Raw genomic sequence first — 16,331 nt, 5'->3', positions numbered from 1 at the left:
CGCTCGCATGCGCTGGCTGGCGGGAAAACCGGCGCGACACGCGCCGGCGGAGCGTTTTACTTGGTGAGGATCAGCTTGTCGTTGCGGGTGTGGCGCAGGCGGTAGACCGCGTCGCCGTGGCGGATCAGCACCTCGCATCGCCCTTGCAGCAGCTGCCGGCTTTCCAGCTGCGTCGGCTGGCCGTGCAGCGGCGCCGCGGGCTTGGCGATGGCGCGCGGGGCAAGGCGGAAGGACGGCTCGAAGATCGTGGTCGCGGACATGGTCGGGACTCGAAAGGTGGTGGCGCGATTTATGATAATGATTCTCATTATCTAGTCAAGCGATCGCCGCGTGTTTGAATACGCGCCCTCTTCCTCCCGCTGCTGGCCGCCCGTTTCCGCCGCCCGTGGCCGATCGTGGCCGGCATCCTGGTCGCCATCCTGCTCAGCCACGCGCTGGCCGGCTGGGTCGGCACGCTGGTGGCGCATTGGCTGACGCCCGACATGCTGCGCTGGATCGTGGCGATCAGCTTCATCGCCATCGCACTGTGGACGCTGAAGCCGAACAAGCTCGACGAGGACGAGAAACTACCCGCGCACGGCGTCTTCATCGCCACCACCATCGCCTTCTTCATCGCCGAGATCGGCGACAAGACGCAGGTGGCGACGATCCTGCTGGCGGCGAAATATTCGCCGCTGTGGCAGGTGGTCGCCGGCACCGCCGTCGCATGCTGCTGGCGAATGTGCCGGTGGTCGCGCTGGGCAACCGCTTCGCGGCGAAGCTGCCGCTGAAGACCGCGCGCATCGCCGCTGCCTGCGTGTTCCTGGCGCTGGGGCTGTGGGCGGCGCTGGCCGGGATCGGCACCTGACCGCCCGCCATTGAGCCGTCCCCGGCGTCGGCCTATCCTGCACCTGGAACGGGGGAAGGCGTGAACATCATCGGACTCGGACTGCGTGAGTTCTGGCGGCAGCTGCGCACATCGCCGGATACCCTGATGCTGGAGATCGGCGCCGGTGGCGAGCTGCTGGTGGCCAAGCTGCGCGCGGGCCTGTCGCTGCTGCTGTTGCTGCTGCCGCTGGTGAACATCATTACCGGGGAATTCACACCCACCGAAGGCACGGCCGGATTCGTCGGCGTGCTGCTGGCGGTGCTGTTCTCGCAGCTGTGGCTGCTGCTGGCGCGGCCGCCGCGCCGGTTGCGTTGAGCGCCCTGGGCCACCGCCAGTTATGACGTCACCCTGACCACCCTGGTGCTGGCGCTGCTGGCGCTGGACTCGCCCGCCACGGGGCTGAACAGCATGGTGGTGTGGGCGTTCTACCTGATCGCGATCCTGATGACCGCGCTGCGCAACGACGGTCGCCTGACCCTGTTTACCGGCATGCTGGCGATCCTGCAGTACGGCGCGCTGGCGGCGGCGGTGTTCCAGCTGGTGCCGGGCCCCGAGCAACTGGCTTCCGCCGACTACGGGACGGTGCGCCTGTCCAACGTGCTGCAGCGCGAGGTGCTGCTGGCGATCACCACCGCGATCACCGCCACCGTGGTGTTCCGCATGCAGCGGCTGGTGGAGCTGTCGGGCAACGACGGCCTGACCGGCCTGCCCAACCGCACCCTGCTGGTGCATCGCTTCCCCAGCCTGGCCGATGGCGCGCGCGCGAGCGGCAGCTCGCTGTCGGTGTGCCTGCTCGACCTCGATTATTTCCGCCGGGTCAACGACGAAGCCGGCCGCACGGCCGGCGACCGCGCCCTGCGCCACGTGGTCAACGTGCTGCGGCAGGCGCTGGACCACGACGACTGGCTGGTGCGGCTGGGCGGCGAGGAATTCGTGCTGGTGATGCCGCTGCCCACCGGCCGCGCCTGGGAACGGATGGAGGCGCTGCGCCGCGAGCTGGCGGCCGCCCCGTTCCAGCCCGGCCGCGACGACGACCCGATGCGGCTGACCTTCAGCGCCGGCATCGCCAGCTGGCCGCAGGACGGCAACGACCTGTCGCAACTGCTGCGGCGGGCCGACCTGCGCCTGCGCCGGGCCAAGCTGGAAGGCCGCAACCGGGTGGTGGCGCGCGACGCCTGATGGCCCCGGCTTGCCGGCACCTGCGGCGCTGACTACCCTGCGCCAGCAGGCGCACTGGGGCGCCTTCGACAGGGGGATGCCCGCGTGAATCTGAAGTTGCGCCTGACCATCATGAATTTCCTCCAGTTCTTCATCTGGGGGGCCTGGCTGATCACCATCGGCCGCTACTGGTTCGAAAACCGCGGCTGGTCCGGCACCAGCTTCGGCGCAATTTTCTCGACCATGGGCATCTCCGCGCTGTTCATGCCCTCGCTGATGGGGATCGTCGCCGACCGCTGGATCAATGCCGAGCGCCTGTACGGCGCGCTGCACATCCTTGGCGGCATGCTGCTGTGCCTGCTGCCGCAGGCCTCCGACCCGAACACGTTCTTCTGGCTGATCCTGGCCACCATGCTGTGCTACATGCCCACCATCTCGCTGGCGATCGCGGTGGCCTACAACGCGCTGAAGCAGCAGGGCATGGACGTGATCCGCGACTACCCGCCGATCCGGGTGTGGGGCACCGTGGGCTTCATCGCCGCGCTGTGGACCACCAGCCTGCTCGGGCTGGAGAAATCCCCCGGGCAGTTCTACGTGGCGGCCGGCGCGGCGTTCGTGCTCGGTGCCTATGCGTTCACCCTGCCCGCGGCCCCGCCGCGCCTGCGCGAAGCCCGGCACGGCTCGCTGCTGGACGCGCTGGGGCTGACCTCGTTCCGCCTGCTGGGCGACCGCAACATGGCGGTGTTCTTCATCTTCGCGATGCTGCTCGGCGCCGCGCTGCAACTCACCAACGCCTACGGCGGCACCTTCCTGGGCGAGTTCGAGAACAACCCGGCCTATGCCGATTCGCTGGCGGTGAAGTACCCCGCCATCATCATGTCGATCTCGCAGATCAGCGAAACCCTGTTCATCCTCACCATCCCGTTCTTCCTGAAGCGGTTCGGGATCAAGACGGTGATGACCATCAGCATGGTCGCCTGGTTCCTGCGCTTCGGGCTGTTCGCCTACGGCAATCCGGGCCCGGGCCTGTGGATGATCATCCTCTCCTGCATCGTGTACGGCATGGCGTTCGACTTCTTCAACATTTCCGGCAGCCTGTTCGTGGAGCAGCAGGCCGACCCGAAGATTCGCGCCAGCGCGCAGGGCCTGTTCATGCTGATGACCAACGGCATCGGCGCGGTGCTGGGCAGCGCGGTCAGCGGCTGGATGATCGACCGCTTCTTCACCGATGCCGCCGGCGTGAAGGACTGGCACGGCATCTGGCTGACCTTCGCGCTGTATGGGCTGGCGATGGCGGTGGCGTTCGTGCCGCTGTTCAAGCACCGCCACGATCCGCACAAGGTTGTGCCTGCGCACGGCGCGGCCGACGTGGGCAACCCCTGACCATGGCGCGCGTCTTCGTCGCCGGCTCGTTCAACGTCGATCACGTCTGGCGGGTGGCCGCACTGCCAGCGCCCGGCGCGACGCTTGCCGGGCAATACGCCAGCGGCCCCGGCGGCAAGGGCTTCAACCAGGCGATCGCCGCGCGCCGCGCCGGCGCCGAGACCGCCTTCGTGTGTGCGCTGGGACCGGATGGCGGCGCCCGGATGGCGCGCGAGCTGGCTGCAGCCGACGGCCTTACGCTGCACGCCCAGCCCAGCGCCGCGCCCACCGGCACCGCCGGCATCTTCGTGGATGCCGAGGGCCGCAACTGCATCGTGATCGGCCCCGGCGCGAACGCCGCGCTGGATCCCGGCTTCATCGCCACCGCGCTGACCGGGCTGGGCGCCGGCGACGTGCTGCTGGTCCAGCTGGAGTCCCCACTGCCGGCGGTGGCGGCCGCGCTGGAGGCGGCGCGCGCGGCCGGCGCGCTGGCCATCCTCAATCCGGCGCCGGCGAACGTGGCGATCGACCGCGCCCTGCTCGACCGCGCCGAGGTGCTGACCCCGAACGAGACCGAATTCGCCGCCCTGCTGGGCCGCCACGTGGGCCAGCGGATCGAGGCCGAGGCGGTGGCCAGCCTCGACTCGGGGCGCCTGCATGCGCTCTGCCGCGACCTGCTGCCGGACGGCAGCGTGGTGGTGACCCTGGGCGCCAGCGGCTGCTTCGTCTCGCACGCCGAAGCACAGCAGCGCGGCGATGCCGCCGGGCACTACCGGGTTGGCGCGGAGCCGGCGCAGGTGGTGGACACCACCGGGGCCGGCGATGCCTTCAACGGGGCACTGGCGGCCTCGCTCGCGCTGCGCCCGCGGCTGGCCTTCGGCGAACACGTGCGTTTCGCCAACCGCTACGCCGCGCGCAGCACCGAGCAGGCCGGCGCCGCGCTGGCGATGCCCCACTTTCCCGCGGACTGAGCCCGCCGGCGCGCGCCGCCCAACGCGAGAGTGCGAGAATGCGCGCATGCGCATCGGCCCCTACGCCATCGACCCAAAGGTGATCCTCGCGCCCATGGCGGGCGTGACCGACAAGCCGTTCCGGCAGCTGTGCAAGCGCCTTGGCGCCGGCCTTGCGGTGTCGGAGATGACCACCTCCGACCCGCGCTTCTGGCACACCGCCAAGTCGCGCCACCGCATGGACCATGCCGGCGAACCCGACCCGGTCAGCGTGCAGATCGCCGGCACCGTGCCCGAGGTCATGGCCGACGCCGCGCGCTTCAACGTCGACCACGGCGCGCAGATCATCGACATCAACATGGGCTGCCCAGCCAAGAAGGTGTGCAACGCCTGGGCCGGCAGCGCGCTGATGCGTGAACCGGCGCTGGTGGCGCGCATCCTCGAGGCGGTGGTCAAGGCGGTGGACGTGCCGGTGACGCTGAAGATCCGCACCGGCTGGGATGCCGACCACCGGAACGCGGCGGAAATCGCGCGCATCGCCGAGGCCGCCGGCGTGCAGGCGCTGGCGATCCACGGCCGCACCCGCGACCAGCACTACGCCGGCAGCGCCGAATACGCCACCATCGCCGCGGTCAAGGCGATGCTGAAGATCCCGGTGATTGCCAACGGCGACATCGACTCGCCGCGCAAGGCCGCCCGCGTGCTGGCAGAAACCGGCTGCGACGCGGTGATGATCGGGCGCGCCGCGCAGGGCCGGCCGTGGCTGCCCGGCCAGATCGCGCACTACCTGGCCACCGGCGAGGAACTGCCGGAGCCTTCGCCGGCCGCGGTGCGCGACATCCTGCTCGGCCACCTGCACGCGCTGCACGCCTTCTACGGCGAGGACGCCGGTGTGCGCATCGCGCGCAAGCACCTGGGCTGGTATGCCAGGGACCGGCCCGAGAACGCGGCCTTCCGCGCGGTGGTCAACCGCGCGCAGACCGCTGGAAGCGCAGCGGCGGCTGACATGCGACTACTTCGACGCGCTGGCCGCGGGCGTGCCGCCGGATCTGCCAGAAGCCGCCTGATCGCACCCCTCACGCGGCCTGCGGCAGGCTTGATGGCAACGCGCTCCGCGGCGGCAGTTCGGCCAGCACCTCGCCCAGGTGCGAGAGCAGGCGCAACGTGCCGTCGGCTTCCTCCACCAGCGCGCTCAGGCTTTCCACCCAGTCGCCGTCGTTGGCGTACACCAGCCCGGCATGCTCGGTCAGCGCGGCGCGATGGATATGCCCGCAGACGATGCCATCCAGCCCGCGCCGGCGCGCGGCCGCGAGCCCGGCCTGCACGAACCGGCCGATGTAGCGCTCGGCGGCGCCGCTGCGGGATTTCAGGAACTCCGCCAGCGACCAGTAGCGCAACCCCCAGCCGCGCGCGGATCGCGTTCACCCACTGGTTGCCGGTCAGGATGCGGTAATACAGCCAGTCGCCGAAGCGCTCCTGCAGGGTGCCGAAATGGGTGGCGTCGTCGAACTCGTCGCCATGCACCACCAGCAGCCGGCGGCCGTCGGCGGTGACGTGGATCGCGCGCCGCCGCACCCGCATCGCCGGCAGCGCCAGCCCGCAGAAATGCCGCAGCGGGCGGTCGTGGTTGCCGGGGATGTAGATGATCTCGGTGCCCGCCCGACGCAGCGCGTGCAGGGCCTCGACCACCCGGTTGTGCTCGGCGTCCCAGCGCACCCGGCGCTGCGCCATCCACCACAGGTCCACGATGTCGCCGACCAGGTACAGCCGCGCACAGCGCAGCCCGGACAGGAACCGCGCCAGCGCCGCGGCATGGCAGTGACGCGCGCCCAGGTGCAGGTCGGAGACGAACACCGCGCGCCGCAGTGGTGGCGACGCGATGTTCATGCCGCCCCCGCGCAGTCGGCTGCCGCACCCAGGTAGCGCTGGCGCTTCTTCGGGCGCATGCAGGCGATGTCCACTTCGATCAGGCCGTCCACCGCGTCGCTGAAGCCGGGATCGACGCCGAACGCGAGGAAGCGCGCGCCACCGGGTTCGCACAGTTCCACGTACTGTTTGTAGAGGGTCGGCACCTGCGCCCCCAAGGCTTCGAGGTTGGCCTTCAGCACCCGGAAAGCGGTGTCGGCGTCCAGCGCCGCATCGTCGGGATGTGCGGCCTCATACACGAACGGGCGGCGCGCGGTGACCTCGCCTGGCGGACCGCCGTGCCAGCGCGCGTAGTGGGCGACGATCTGCGCACGCGCCGCCGGCGGCAGCGCGGCGCTGATCGAGACCGCGCCGAACAGGTAGCGCACCTGCGGATACGCGCGCAGATAGGCGCCGATGCCTTGCCACAGATAGTCGAGGCTGCGGCTGCTCCAGTACGCGGGCACCACGAAGCTGCGCCCCAGCTCCATGCCCTGCGCGATCCGCGGCAGCATCGTCTCGCCGTAGGCGAACAGGCTGGCGGTGTACAGCCCGCGCAGGCCGTGCGCGGCCAGGGTCGGCGCGCCGCGCGCGATCCGGTAGGCGCCGGCGATCTTGCCAGCCGCCGCGTCCCACAGCACGATGTGCTCGTACCAGCTGTCCCAGGTGTCCAGGTCCAGACTGCGCCCGGTGCCCTCGCCCACTTCGCGGAAGGTCAGCTCGCGCAGGCGGCCGATCTCGTGCAGCAGCGGCGACCCCACCGCCAGCGTCCCCACCCGGATCTGCTTGCCGTCGGCGGTCTGACCCAGTAGCCGCATCCCGTCGATTCCGGCGCGCAGCAGGCCGGGTTCGACCGCCGCGGCCAGCGGCTCCGGCCCCTGCTGCCGTGCGCGCGCGCGCTGGCGGTGGCTGCCGAGCGCGTACAGCTCGCGGCGCACCTCGCGCAGCAGCGCGGCATCATCGCCTGCGGCCGGCAATTCGCGCGGGGCACCGATGCGCAACCCGATCCGGCGCGCGCGGCGGGCGAACATCTCGCGCGCCAGCAGCGCGGTGCCGGCCGGCTTGAACAGGGCCGAGGCACCGTAGAACAGCGCCGAGTTGCGGGCGTGGATGCGCACCGGTAGCACCGGCGCCGCGCAGGCGCGGGCGAAGCGCAGGAAGCCGCGCCGCCAGCGGCCGTCGCGGATACCGCCCGGGCCCAGCCGCGAGACCTCGCCGGCCGGGAACACCACCACGCATTCGCCGCGCGCCAGCGCCGCCTCGATCGCGCGCAGGCTGTCCTGCGCCGGACGGCCGCCGAGGATGCGCACCGGCAGCAGCAGCTCGCCCAGCCCGTCCAGCGCCGACAGGAAATCATTGGCCACGATGCGCACGTCGCGCCGCACCCGGCCGAGGGCATCCAGCAGCGCCAGCGCGTCCAGCGCGCCCGACGGATGGTTGGCGACCACCAGCAGCCGCCCGTGGGCGGGCACCTGCGCCAGCTCGTCCGCGTCCACGTCGTAGCCGGCGCCCAGGTGACGCAGGGCCGCGGCGACGAAATCGAACCCGCGCAGGTGAGCGTTGCCGGCGAGGAAGGCGTCGATCTCGTCCAGCCGCGACCAGCGCGCGATGCCGCGCAGCAGCGGGCGGGCCAGGAGCGCGCGGCGACCGCGGAACCAGTGCGGGAAGCGCTGCTGCAGGCGCTGTTCAAGCTGGATCATGGCGAGAGCGTGGCGGCCGGGTTGGCCCGCAGCCTGCCCGCGCCGCGGGACAGCCGGATGGCAGCCACATGACCCCACGGTGACAGCGGGACTTAACGCCGGCCCAACATTGCGGTCACGCCCGTGGGCGCATGATGCGCGCCGGGCCGCCAGCCTGTATCATGCGCGGCCATCTTTCCATCCGAATGCAGGGATATAAAGCGATGTCCAGCTATCTGTTCACTTCCGAATCGGTCTCCGAAGGCCATCCGGACAAGCTCGCCGACCAGATCTCCGATGCGGTGCTGGACGCGATCCTGGCCCAGGACAAGCACGCCCGCGTGGCCTGCGAGACGCTGGTGAAGACCGGCGCGGCGATCGTGGCGGGCGAGGTCACCACCAGCGCGTGGGTGGACATCGAGGAGCTGGCCCGCAAGGTCATCAACGGCATCGGCTACGACAACTCCGGCGTCGGCTTCGACGGCCACACCTGCGCCATCATCAACATGCTCGGCAAGCAGTCGCCCGACATCAACCAGGGCGTGGATCGCAAGAAGCCGGAAGACCAGGGCGCGGGCGACCAGGGCCTGATGTTCGGCTACGCCTGCAACGAGGCGCCCGAGTTCATGCCGGCGCCGATCTACTACGCGCACCGCCTGGTCGAGCAACAGGCCAAGGTGCGCAAGAACGGCAAGCTGAAGTGGCTGCGCCCGGATGCCAAGAGCCAGGTGACGTTGCGCTACGACGGCCACGACATCGTCGGCCTGGATGCGGTGGTGCTGTCCACCCAGCACGATCCCGACATCAAGCAGAAGGACCTGATCGAAGCGGTGCGCGCACACGTACTCGCCCCGGTGCTGCCGAAGAAGTGAGCTGGACGCGCTGCCGAAGAGCAAGGTGTTCATCAACCCGACCGGCAAGTTCGTGATCGGCGGCCCGGTGGGCGACTGCGGCCTGACCGGGCGCAAGATCATCGTCGACACCTACGGCGGCATGGCCCGCCACGGCGGCGGCGCGTTCTCCGGCAAGGACCCCTCGAAGGTGGACCGCTCGGCCGCCTACGCCGCGCGCTACGTGGCCAAGAACATCGTCGCCGCCGGCCTGGCCGACAAGTGCGAGGTGCAGGTGAGCTACGCCATCGGCGTGGCCCAGCCGACCTCGATCTCGGTGACGACGTTCGGCACCGGCAAGGTCGGCGACGACGTGATCGAGAAGCTGATCCGCGCCCACTTCGACCTGCGTCCGTATGCGATCACCCGCATGCTGGACCTGGAGCACCCGATCTACCAGCCGACCGCCAGCTATGGCCACTTCGGCCGCAAGCCGAAGGAGATCAGCTACACCGACGGCGCCGGCAACAAGCAGAAGGCGACGCTGTTCTCGTGGGAGAAGACCGACAAGGCCGAGGCCCTGCGCAAGGCCGCCAAGCTGAAGTAAGCCGCCACCGCGGCGGGCAGTCCCCGGACGGGCCGCAGTGATGCGGCCCGTTCGCGTGGGGGCCGCGTAAAATGCGCGCATGCCCCTCCTCCAGTTCCAGCGCGTCGACTTCGGCGTCGGCGGTCCGCTGCTGCTCGACCACGTCGACCTCACCATCGAACCCGGCGAACGCGTCTGCATCGTCGGCCGCAACGGCGCCGGCAAGTCCACCCTGATGCGGCTGATGGCCGGCGAGCTCAAGCCCGACGACGGCGAAGTGCGCGTGCAGGCCGGCGTCGTGGTCGCACGGATGGCGCAGGAAGTACCGCAGGACACGCAGGGCAGCGTGCTCGCCGTGGTAGCCGAAGGCCTGGGCGATCTCGGCGCGCTGCTGGCGCGCTACCACCATGCCGTGCAGGCCGGCGACATGGCCGCGATGACGGCGGCGCAGACGCAGATCGAGGCCGGCGACGGCTGGGACCTGGACCGCCGCGTGCAGCAGGTGCTGGAGCGGCTGGAGCTGCCCGAGGATGCCGAATTCGCGGCGCTCTCCGGCGGCATGAAGCGGCGCGTGCTGCTGGCGCAGGCGCTGGTGCGCGCGCCGGACATCCTGCTGCTGGACGAGCCCACCAACCACCTCGACGTCGAAGCGATCACCTGAGCTGGAGGGCTTCCTCAAGACCTTCCCCGGCAGCCTCGTGTTCGTCACCCACGACCGCGGCTTCCTGCGCGCGCTGGCCACCCGCATCATCGAGATCGACCGCGGCCAGGTCACCAGCTGGCCCGGCGACTACGACAACTACCTGCGCCGGCGCGAGGAGCGCCTGCACGCCGAGGCGCAGGAGAACGCGCGTTTCGACAGACTGCTGGCGCAGGAAGAGGTGTGGATCCGCCAGGGCATCAAGGCCCGCCGCACCCGCAACGAAGGCCGCGTCACCGCACTGAAGGCGATGCGCCGCGAGCGCGCCGCGCGTCGCGGCCTCACCGGCACGGTGAAGATGGAAGCCGCGAGCGCGCAGGCCTCCGGCAAGAAGGTGATCGAGATGACCGGCGTGTCGCAGGCGTTCGGCGACCAGGTCCTCCTGCGCGACGCCTCGGCCACGCTCCTGCGCGGCGACAAGGTCGGCATCATCGGCCCGAACGGCTCGGGCAAGTCCACCCTGCTCAAAATCCTGCTGGGCGAACTGCAACCCGATGCCGGCACAGTGGCGCTGGGCACGAACCTGAAGATCGCCTACTTCGACCAGCACCGCAGCCAGCTGGACGACACCCGCAATGCGCTGGAGAACGTGGCCGGCGGCCGCGATTTCGTGGAGATCAACGGCAGCCGCAAGCACGTGGTCGGCTACCTGCAGGACTTCCTGTTCTCACCGGAGCGTGCGCGCGCACCGATCACCCGCCTGTCCGGCGGCGAGCGCAACCGCCTGCTGCTGGCGCGCCTGTTCGCACAGCCGTCCAACCTGCTGGTGATGGACGAACCCACCAACGACCTCGACGTGGAGACGCTCGAACTGCTGGAGGAGCTGCTGCTGGACTATCCCGGCACCCTGCTGCTGGTCAGCCACGACCGCGACTTCCTCGACAACGTGGTGACCAGCACGCTGGTGCTGGAAGGCGACGGCCGGCTGGGCGACTACGTCGGCGGCTACAGCGACTGGCTGCGCCAGCGCCCCGCGCCCCCCTGCGACCACGCCCCCCGCCACAGCGATCAAGCCAGCGGCCCCACCACCCGCGGCGGCGGGGCCCTCCCCCGCGCAAGAAGCTGAGCTACAAGGACCAGCGCGAGCTGGAGCAGCTGCCGGGCCGCATCGAAGCGTTGGAGGCCACGATCGCCGCGCGCACCGCCGCGATGCAGGACCCGGCGTTCTACCGCCAGGGCGACGCGGCCCGGCAACAGGCCAATGCCGCGCTGGCGCAGCTGCAGGCCGAGCTGGACGCCGCCTACGCCCGCTGGGAGGCGCTGGACGGTTGAACCGTCAGCCGCAGCCACCATCCACGTGGCAGGTCGCACCCGTCATCGCATCAGTTGGCGCAGGCTCGGCTGCCAGCATCGCGATCTGCGCCCCCCAGGACCAGATCCTCCACCTGCCCGAAGTGGTGCTGCCGCAGGCAGCCGATCCGGTCGATCAGCAGCAGCGTCGGCGTGCCGCGCATGCCGTAGGCGGCCATGGTGCGCGGGATCGGCCCGGCCTCGGAGGCGGCATCCACGCCCACCGGGAAGCCAATCCGGTACTCGTGCAGGAACGCCTCCAGCGCCACCGGCGTCATCGCCGCATGGTGTTCGAACACGGTATGCAGGCCGATCACTTCCACGTCTTCGCGGGCGAACAGCTGCCGTACCCGCTGCGCCTGCGGCAGCCCGTGCGAGACGCAGCCGGGGCAGAGCATCTGGAACGCCTCCATCACCACCACCCGGCCGCGCAGCGCGGCCCAGTGACAGCGGCGCGGGCACGTTGAACCAGTGCGAAATCTGCAGCTCGGGGGCGGTTTGAATCCTCATCGGCATACGCCTCTCCGCAATGGAAAGCCCGCGCCGCCAGCGCAGCGCGGGCCGGATGCTCAACGATTGGGTTTGCCCGGCAGGCTGAGATCTCCGGAGGCCACCTTGAACACATCCACCACGCAAAGCAGCGGCGCATGCACGCTGGCATTGACGCGCAGACCGGCGGTCACCCCATCGAAACCGCCCGCCGTGACCACCCCGATGTCGTCGAAGGGAACTTTCACCTCCACCGTTCCGGCCTCCAGCGTCGGGCTCCAGCCGGGGCTGTCGAGCAGCAGCGGCAATCCCGGCCAGGTCCTGGGCAGGCGCGGCTTCGCGCCTTGCGGGATGTCCACCACCGCCAGTGCGCCCTTGCCGCAGGCCGGGTTCGGCTGCAGCACGACCCAGTGGGCTGTGCCAGACGTCACCATCGTTGTCACGGCGCCCATCGCCATTTTCATCGAACAGCGGTGTGTCGTCGAAATCCGGATGCGCCGTCACCGCCAATGCCAGAATGCCGGCCTTGTGTTCGAAACCGACTTCCCACGGATCGATGCTGGTTGGCCAGACGTAGGAGAACACCTGGCTTCCCGCCAGCTTGCCGGAGGCGGACGGGCGCGTCCGGCCGGCCCTTCCGGAGACCGCCATGTGGAACGTGGCGACATTTCCGCTGGTGCTGATGCGGGTGTGGACGATATCGAAGTCGGCAGCCACCGCGGTGTTTGCGGGTGTGGCGATGCCACCGTCGTGAGCCGCGGCAGGTACGGCGGCCAGCAGCAGCGCCGCGACGATCGGATGCAGGGTCATCGTCGTCTCCTCAGCGCAGTTCGGCCAGCGACGCGCCGAAATTGATATGCATCGGCACCCCGTCGATGACCAGGGCGGGCACCGAGCGGATACCGGCGGCTTCGGCTTCGTCCAGACGGGCGCGCTGCTCGCCCAGATGCACGATCTCGACGTCGTAGCGCTGTGGGTCCAGCGCATGCGCAAGGTATTGTTCGGCCTCCACGCAGACCGGACAACCGGCATGATAGAAAACGGCGTTCTGGCGCATAATCATGATTCCTCTTGCTTGCTCGTGACGGGTAAGGAGTGGAACCGGGCGACATTCGACTGCAATCGGGTGTCGCCCTCTTTCATTCCGCCGGAAGCGGAATCCGTTGCCGGAACCGTTCCCGGTTCGCGGCGAAATCCTGTGGTTCGGCGCGTTCATGCTCGGCGCAGTCCACACGCAGCTCCAGATCGCCGAACGGCTGGCCGGTGAAGCCGCACAGGTGGGGCCGTGCGGCATCGCCACTGGCGAAGGGCCGGAAGAACCTGCAGCCCACGCAGGTGCGCAGGCCTGTCGCCAGCCCCTGTCGCTGCGCCTCGCCAACCAGCAGTTGGGTACAGCGCAGCAGCGCCGCGAGATCGGCCTGCTCCAATGCCTGCACCAGGCCCAGCGCGCCGCGGTCCGACTGTCGTTTCAGCGCTGCCTGCGCGCGCCCTTTCGGGCTCAGGTGCAACAGCTGGGCGCGCGCGTCCCGCGGATCCGGACTACGCTCGATCCAGCCATGGGCTTCCATGGTCTTCAGGGTGTCGCTGAGACTGGCGGCGGTGACCCCCAGCCGCTCCGCCATCCGCGCCGCGCGCAGCCCTGGCGCGCGTCGGCCAACAGTTTCAACACGCCAGCCTGCACCGGCGGCATGGGCCAACCGGCATCGCCATGCCATGCCTGTGCGCGCAGCAGCCGGCTGAGCTGCTCCAGCGCAGCGGCGGCCTGTTCGCGGGGGTTGCCGGATGCATCCATGGCGATATATTAGGATTCCTATTATTAATGTCAAGCGGTGCAGGGCATCCGGGTCCGGGGCGCCGTGTCAGCACGGTGGGCAGGCCGTTCATCCCTGGGCTGCATCCGATAGCGCCCGTCCCCGCTATAATTCGTGCATCCCGAGGGGCGCTGCGATGGGTCGGCTTGCACAAGCCGGCGTCCGCCAGGCTCGGTCTTGCAGAAAACGGCGCCCGGTTTGCACTCACCCAGCCCTCCCCCGCATAGCAGGAGGCGGGCATGAAACCGGAAACCATCATGAACGCTGTTGCCAAGACCTTCTCGACCGCTGCCGACTACAAGGTGGCCGACCTCTCGCTGGCCGACTGGGGCCGCAAGGAAATCGACATCGCCGAGCACGAGATGCCGGGCCTGATGGCGATCCGCCGCAAGTACGCCGCCGAACAGCCGCTCAAGGGCGTGCGCGTGACCGGCAGCCTGCACATGACCATCCAGACCGCGGTGCTGATCGAGACGCTGGTGGATCTCGGCGCCTCGGTGCGCTGGGCCTCCTGCAACATCTTCAGCACCCAGGACCACGCCGCCGCCGCGATCGCCGCCACCGGCACCCCGGTGTTCGCCTGGAAGGGCGAAACCCTGGAGGAATACTGGGACTGCACCCTGGCCGCACTGACCTTCACCTTGCCCGACGGCACCCTGACCGGCCCGCAGCTGGTGGTGGACGACGGCGGCGACGTCACTCTGCTGATCCACAAGGGCTACGCGGCTCGAGCAGGGCGACGATGCCTGGGTCAACTCGCCCTCCGCCAGCCACGAGGAGCAGGTGATCAAGGACCTGCTCAAGCGCGTCGCCCGCGAGCGCCCCGGCTTCTGGACCCGCGTGGTCGAGGAGTGGCGCGGCGTGTCCGAGGAGACCACCACCGGCGTGCACCGCCTGTACCAGCTGGCCGAGGCCGGCAAGCTGCTGGTGCCGGCGATCAACGTCAACGACTCGGTCACCAAGAGCAAGTTCGACAACCTGTACGGCTGCCGCGAGTCGCTGGCCGATGGCCTCAAGCGCGCGATGGACGTGATGCTGGCCGGCAAGGTGGCGGTGGTGTGCGGCTACGGCGACGTCGGCAAGGGCAGCGCGCACTCGCTGCGCGCCTACGGATGCCGGGTGATCGTCACCGAGATCGACCCCATCTGCGCCCTGCAGGCGGCGATGGAAGGCTTCGAGGTGAAGACGGTCGAGGACACCCTCGGCAGCGCCGACATCTACGTCACCACCACCGGCAACCGGGACATCATCACGCTGGCACACATGCAGGCGATGAAGGACCAGGCCATCGTCTGCAACATCGGCCACTTCGACAACGAGATCCAGGTGGACGCGCTGAACGCCAGCGGCGCGGTGAAGACCAACATCAAACCGCAAGTGGACAAGTACACCTTCGCCGACGGCCACAGCATCTTCCTGCTGGCCGAAGGCCGCCTGGTCAACCTGGGCTGCGCCACCGGCCATCCCAGCTTCGTGATGAGCAACAGCTTCTCCAACCAGACGCTGGCGCAGATCGACCTGTGGGCGAACCGCGATCGCTACCAGCGCAAGGTGTACATGCTGCCCAAGAAGCTGGACGAGGAAGTGGCGCGGCTGCACCTGGAAAAGATCGGCGTGAAGCTGACGACCCTGACCCCCGCGCAGGCCGCCTACCTCGGAGTATCGGTGGACGGCCCGTACAAGCCGGAGCACTACCGCTACTGATGCCGGCACGCCTGCGCGATCGAGACTGCGGGCGCCTCACGGCGCCCGCAGTCGTTTCCAGCGCACTCCGCCTGCGTTTTCTGCTGGTCGCGCTGACTCGATTGGAGCTCTATCGCTTCATCGCGATGAAAGTTATCATGCCCGCATTCCCTCCGGAGTGCGGCCATGCCCAGCGTCAGCTTCGAGTTCTACCCGCCCAAGACGGACGAGCAGCGCGCCCAGTTCGACCGCACCGTGCGCCGGCTGAAGGCATACGCACCCGAGTTCATGTCGGTGACCTTCGGCGCCGGCGGCTCGACCCTGAGCCAGACCCCGGAAACCGTGCAGCGGCTGCGCGACACACGCGCTGGAGGGCGTACCGCATCTGACCTGCGTCGGCGGCAGCCGCGAGGAAATCCGCACGCTGCTGCGGCACTACCGCGCGCTGGGCTGCAACCGGATCGTCGCCCTGCGCGGCGACCTGCCCTCGGGCATGGCGCGCAGCGGCGACCTGCGCCACGCCAGCGAGCTGGTGCGCCTGATCCGCGAGGAGCACGGCGACCACTTCCATATCGAGGTCGCGGCCTATCCGGAAGTGCACCCACAGGCCGTGGACGCGCAGGTGGACCTGCGCCATTTCAAGGCCAAGGTGGAGGCCGGCGCGAGCGGCGCGATCACCCAGTATTTCTACAACGCCGACGCCTATTTCCGCTTCGTCGAAGACGCGCACAAAGCCGGCATCGGCATCCCGATCGTGCCCGGCATCATGCCGATCGCCAATTACGCCCAGCTGCGCCGCTTCTCGGAAGCCTGCGGCGCCGAGATCCCGCGCTGGATCGACCGCCGCATGCGCGCGTTCGCTGACGATGCCGCGGCGATCCGCGCGTTCGCCGCCGACATGGTGGCCGCACTGTGCCGCCGCCTGCTGGACGGCGGCGCGCCGGGGCTGCATTTCTACACCCTCAACCTGGCACATCCGGTGCAGGCGGTGCTGCAGCGGCTGGAGTGAGCGCGCACCCT

Annotated in this window: 10 protein-coding genes, 7 pseudogenes and 1 riboswitch; of the genes and pseudogenes, 10 read left to right on the top strand and 7 right to left on the bottom strand. The window is 69.7% G+C overall.

What is annotated here, in order from left to right; translation table 11 throughout:
* Positions 1-56: 56 nt before the first annotated feature.
* Positions 57-167 (bottom strand): annotated as a pseudogene (locus LJB71_RS04030) (hemin uptake protein HemP); the annotation flags it as partial.
* A 228-nt stretch (positions 168-395) separates the two neighbouring features.
* On the opposite strand from LJB71_RS04030, the gene LJB71_RS04025 reads away from it, so the two are divergent.
* From LJB71_RS04025 to dusB, 6 genes and pseudogenes are all read left to right on the top strand, one after another.
* On the top strand, positions 396-770 hold the full coding sequence (locus LJB71_RS04025; RefSeq protein WP_259303173.1) for a TMEM165/GDT1 family protein: 375 nt from the start codon (positions 396-398) through the stop codon (positions 768-770).
* A 137-nt stretch (positions 771-907) separates the two neighbouring features.
* Positions 908-1,183: a hypothetical protein gene (locus LJB71_RS04020; protein WP_259303172.1), complete on the top strand. Its 276-nt coding sequence runs from the start codon at positions 908-910 to the stop codon at positions 1,181-1,183.
* 45 nt (positions 1,184-1,228) lie between these two features.
* Positions 1,229-2,047, top strand: a complete 819-nt coding sequence (locus tag LJB71_RS04015) for a GGDEF domain-containing protein (protein ID WP_259303171.1) — start codon at positions 1,229-1,231, stop codon at positions 2,045-2,047.
* 84 nt (positions 2,048-2,131) lie between these two features.
* Positions 2,132-3,409 carry a nucleoside permease gene (locus LJB71_RS04010; RefSeq protein WP_259303170.1) on the top strand — a complete coding sequence of 426 codons (1,278 nt, stop codon included), beginning with the start codon at positions 2,132-2,134 and terminating at the stop codon, positions 3,407-3,409.
* A gap of 2 nt (positions 3,410-3,411) precedes the next feature.
* Positions 3,412-4,359: a ribokinase gene (locus tag LJB71_RS04005; RefSeq protein ID WP_259303169.1), complete on the top strand. Its 948-nt coding sequence runs from the start codon at positions 3,412-3,414 to the stop codon at positions 4,357-4,359.
* Between the two features lie 46 nt (positions 4,360-4,405).
* A pseudogene (dusB, locus tag LJB71_RS04000) lies at positions 4,406-5,405 on the top strand (tRNA dihydrouridine synthase DusB).
* A gap of 9 nt (positions 5,406-5,414) precedes the next feature.
* Here dusB and LJB71_RS03995 read toward each other — a convergent pair.
* Positions 5,415-6,225: pseudogene (locus LJB71_RS03995) on the bottom strand (UDP-2,3-diacylglucosamine diphosphatase).
* Positions 6,222-7,943, bottom strand: coding sequence for a lysophospholipid acyltransferase family protein (locus tag LJB71_RS03990; protein WP_259303168.1), 1,722 nt, complete (start codon positions 7,941-7,943; stop codon positions 6,222-6,224). The pseudogene LJB71_RS03995 and the gene LJB71_RS03990 overlap by 4 nt, the downstream one beginning before the upstream one ends.
* Positions 7,944-8,146: 203 nt before the next feature.
* Here LJB71_RS03990 and metK point away from each other — a divergent pair.
* A pseudogene (gene metK, locus LJB71_RS03985) lies at positions 8,147-9,359 on the top strand (methionine adenosyltransferase).
* Between the two features lie 79 nt (positions 9,360-9,438).
* A pseudogene (locus LJB71_RS03980) lies at positions 9,439-11,310 on the top strand (ATP-binding cassette domain-containing protein).
* A 50-nt stretch (positions 11,311-11,360) separates the two neighbouring features.
* Here LJB71_RS03980 and LJB71_RS03975 read toward each other — a convergent pair.
* The 4 genes from LJB71_RS03975 to LJB71_RS03960 form a co-directional block, all read right to left on the bottom strand.
* Complete coding sequence (locus LJB71_RS03975) at positions 11,361-11,726, bottom strand: TlpA disulfide reductase family protein (protein ID WP_259303167.1); 366 nt, start codon at positions 11,724-11,726, stop codon at positions 11,361-11,363.
* Between the two features lie 171 nt (positions 11,727-11,897).
* A complete protein-coding gene (locus LJB71_RS03970) occupies positions 11,898-12,275 on the bottom strand; it encodes a hypothetical protein (protein WP_259303166.1) in 378 nt (125 codons plus the stop codon).
* A 362-nt stretch (positions 12,276-12,637) separates the two neighbouring features.
* The gene (locus tag LJB71_RS03965) at positions 12,638-12,874 is read right to left on the bottom strand and encodes a thioredoxin family protein (RefSeq protein WP_259303165.1); all 237 of its coding nucleotides are present in this window, start codon (positions 12,872-12,874) and stop codon (positions 12,638-12,640) included.
* 82 nt (positions 12,875-12,956) lie between these two features.
* Entirely contained in the window at positions 12,957-13,514 is a 558-nt protein-coding gene (locus LJB71_RS03960) for a MarR family transcriptional regulator (protein ID WP_259303164.1), read from the bottom strand.
* A gap of 231 nt (positions 13,515-13,745) precedes the next feature.
* A riboswitch (S-adenosyl-L-homocysteine riboswitch) is annotated at positions 13,746-13,830 on the top strand.
* Positions 13,831-13,885: 55 nt separating this feature from the next.
* On the opposite strand from LJB71_RS03960, the pseudogene ahcY reads away from it, so the two are divergent.
* A pseudogene (gene ahcY, locus LJB71_RS03955) lies at positions 13,886-15,332 on the top strand (adenosylhomocysteinase).
* 165 nt (positions 15,333-15,497) lie between these two features.
* A pseudogene (gene metF, locus LJB71_RS03950) lies at positions 15,498-16,320 on the top strand (methylenetetrahydrofolate reductase [NAD(P)H]).
* Positions 16,321-16,331: the final 11 nt, after the last annotated feature.

The sequence above is a fragment of the Thermomonas sp. S9 genome (genome assembly GCF_024704365.1).
Classification (GTDB): domain Bacteria; phylum Pseudomonadota; class Gammaproteobacteria; order Xanthomonadales; family Xanthomonadaceae; genus Thermomonas.
Note: the sequence above shows the minus strand (reverse complement) of the source record. Positions and strands in the feature narration are given on the sequence as shown.

Excerpts from the sequence above, each read along its gene's own strand:
- LJB71_RS04005 (WP_259303169.1), top strand. The coding sequence starts at position 3,412 with ATGGCGCGCGTCTTCGTCGCCGGCTCGTTCAACGTCGATCACGTCTGG.
- LJB71_RS03990 (WP_259303168.1), bottom strand. The coding sequence starts at position 7,943 with ATGATCCAGCTTGAACAGCGCCTGCAGCAGCGCTTCCCGCACTGGTTC.
- LJB71_RS03975 (WP_259303167.1), bottom strand. The coding sequence starts at position 11,726 with ATGCTCTGCCCCGGCTGCGTCTCGCACGGGCTGCCGCAGGCGCAGCGG.
- LJB71_RS03970 (WP_259303166.1), bottom strand. The coding sequence starts at position 12,275 with ATGGCGATGGGCGCCGTGACAACGATGGTGACGTCTGGCACAGCCCAC.
- LJB71_RS03965 (WP_259303165.1), bottom strand. The coding sequence starts at position 12,874 with ATGCGCCAGAACGCCGTTTTCTATCATGCCGGTTGTCCGGTCTGCGTG.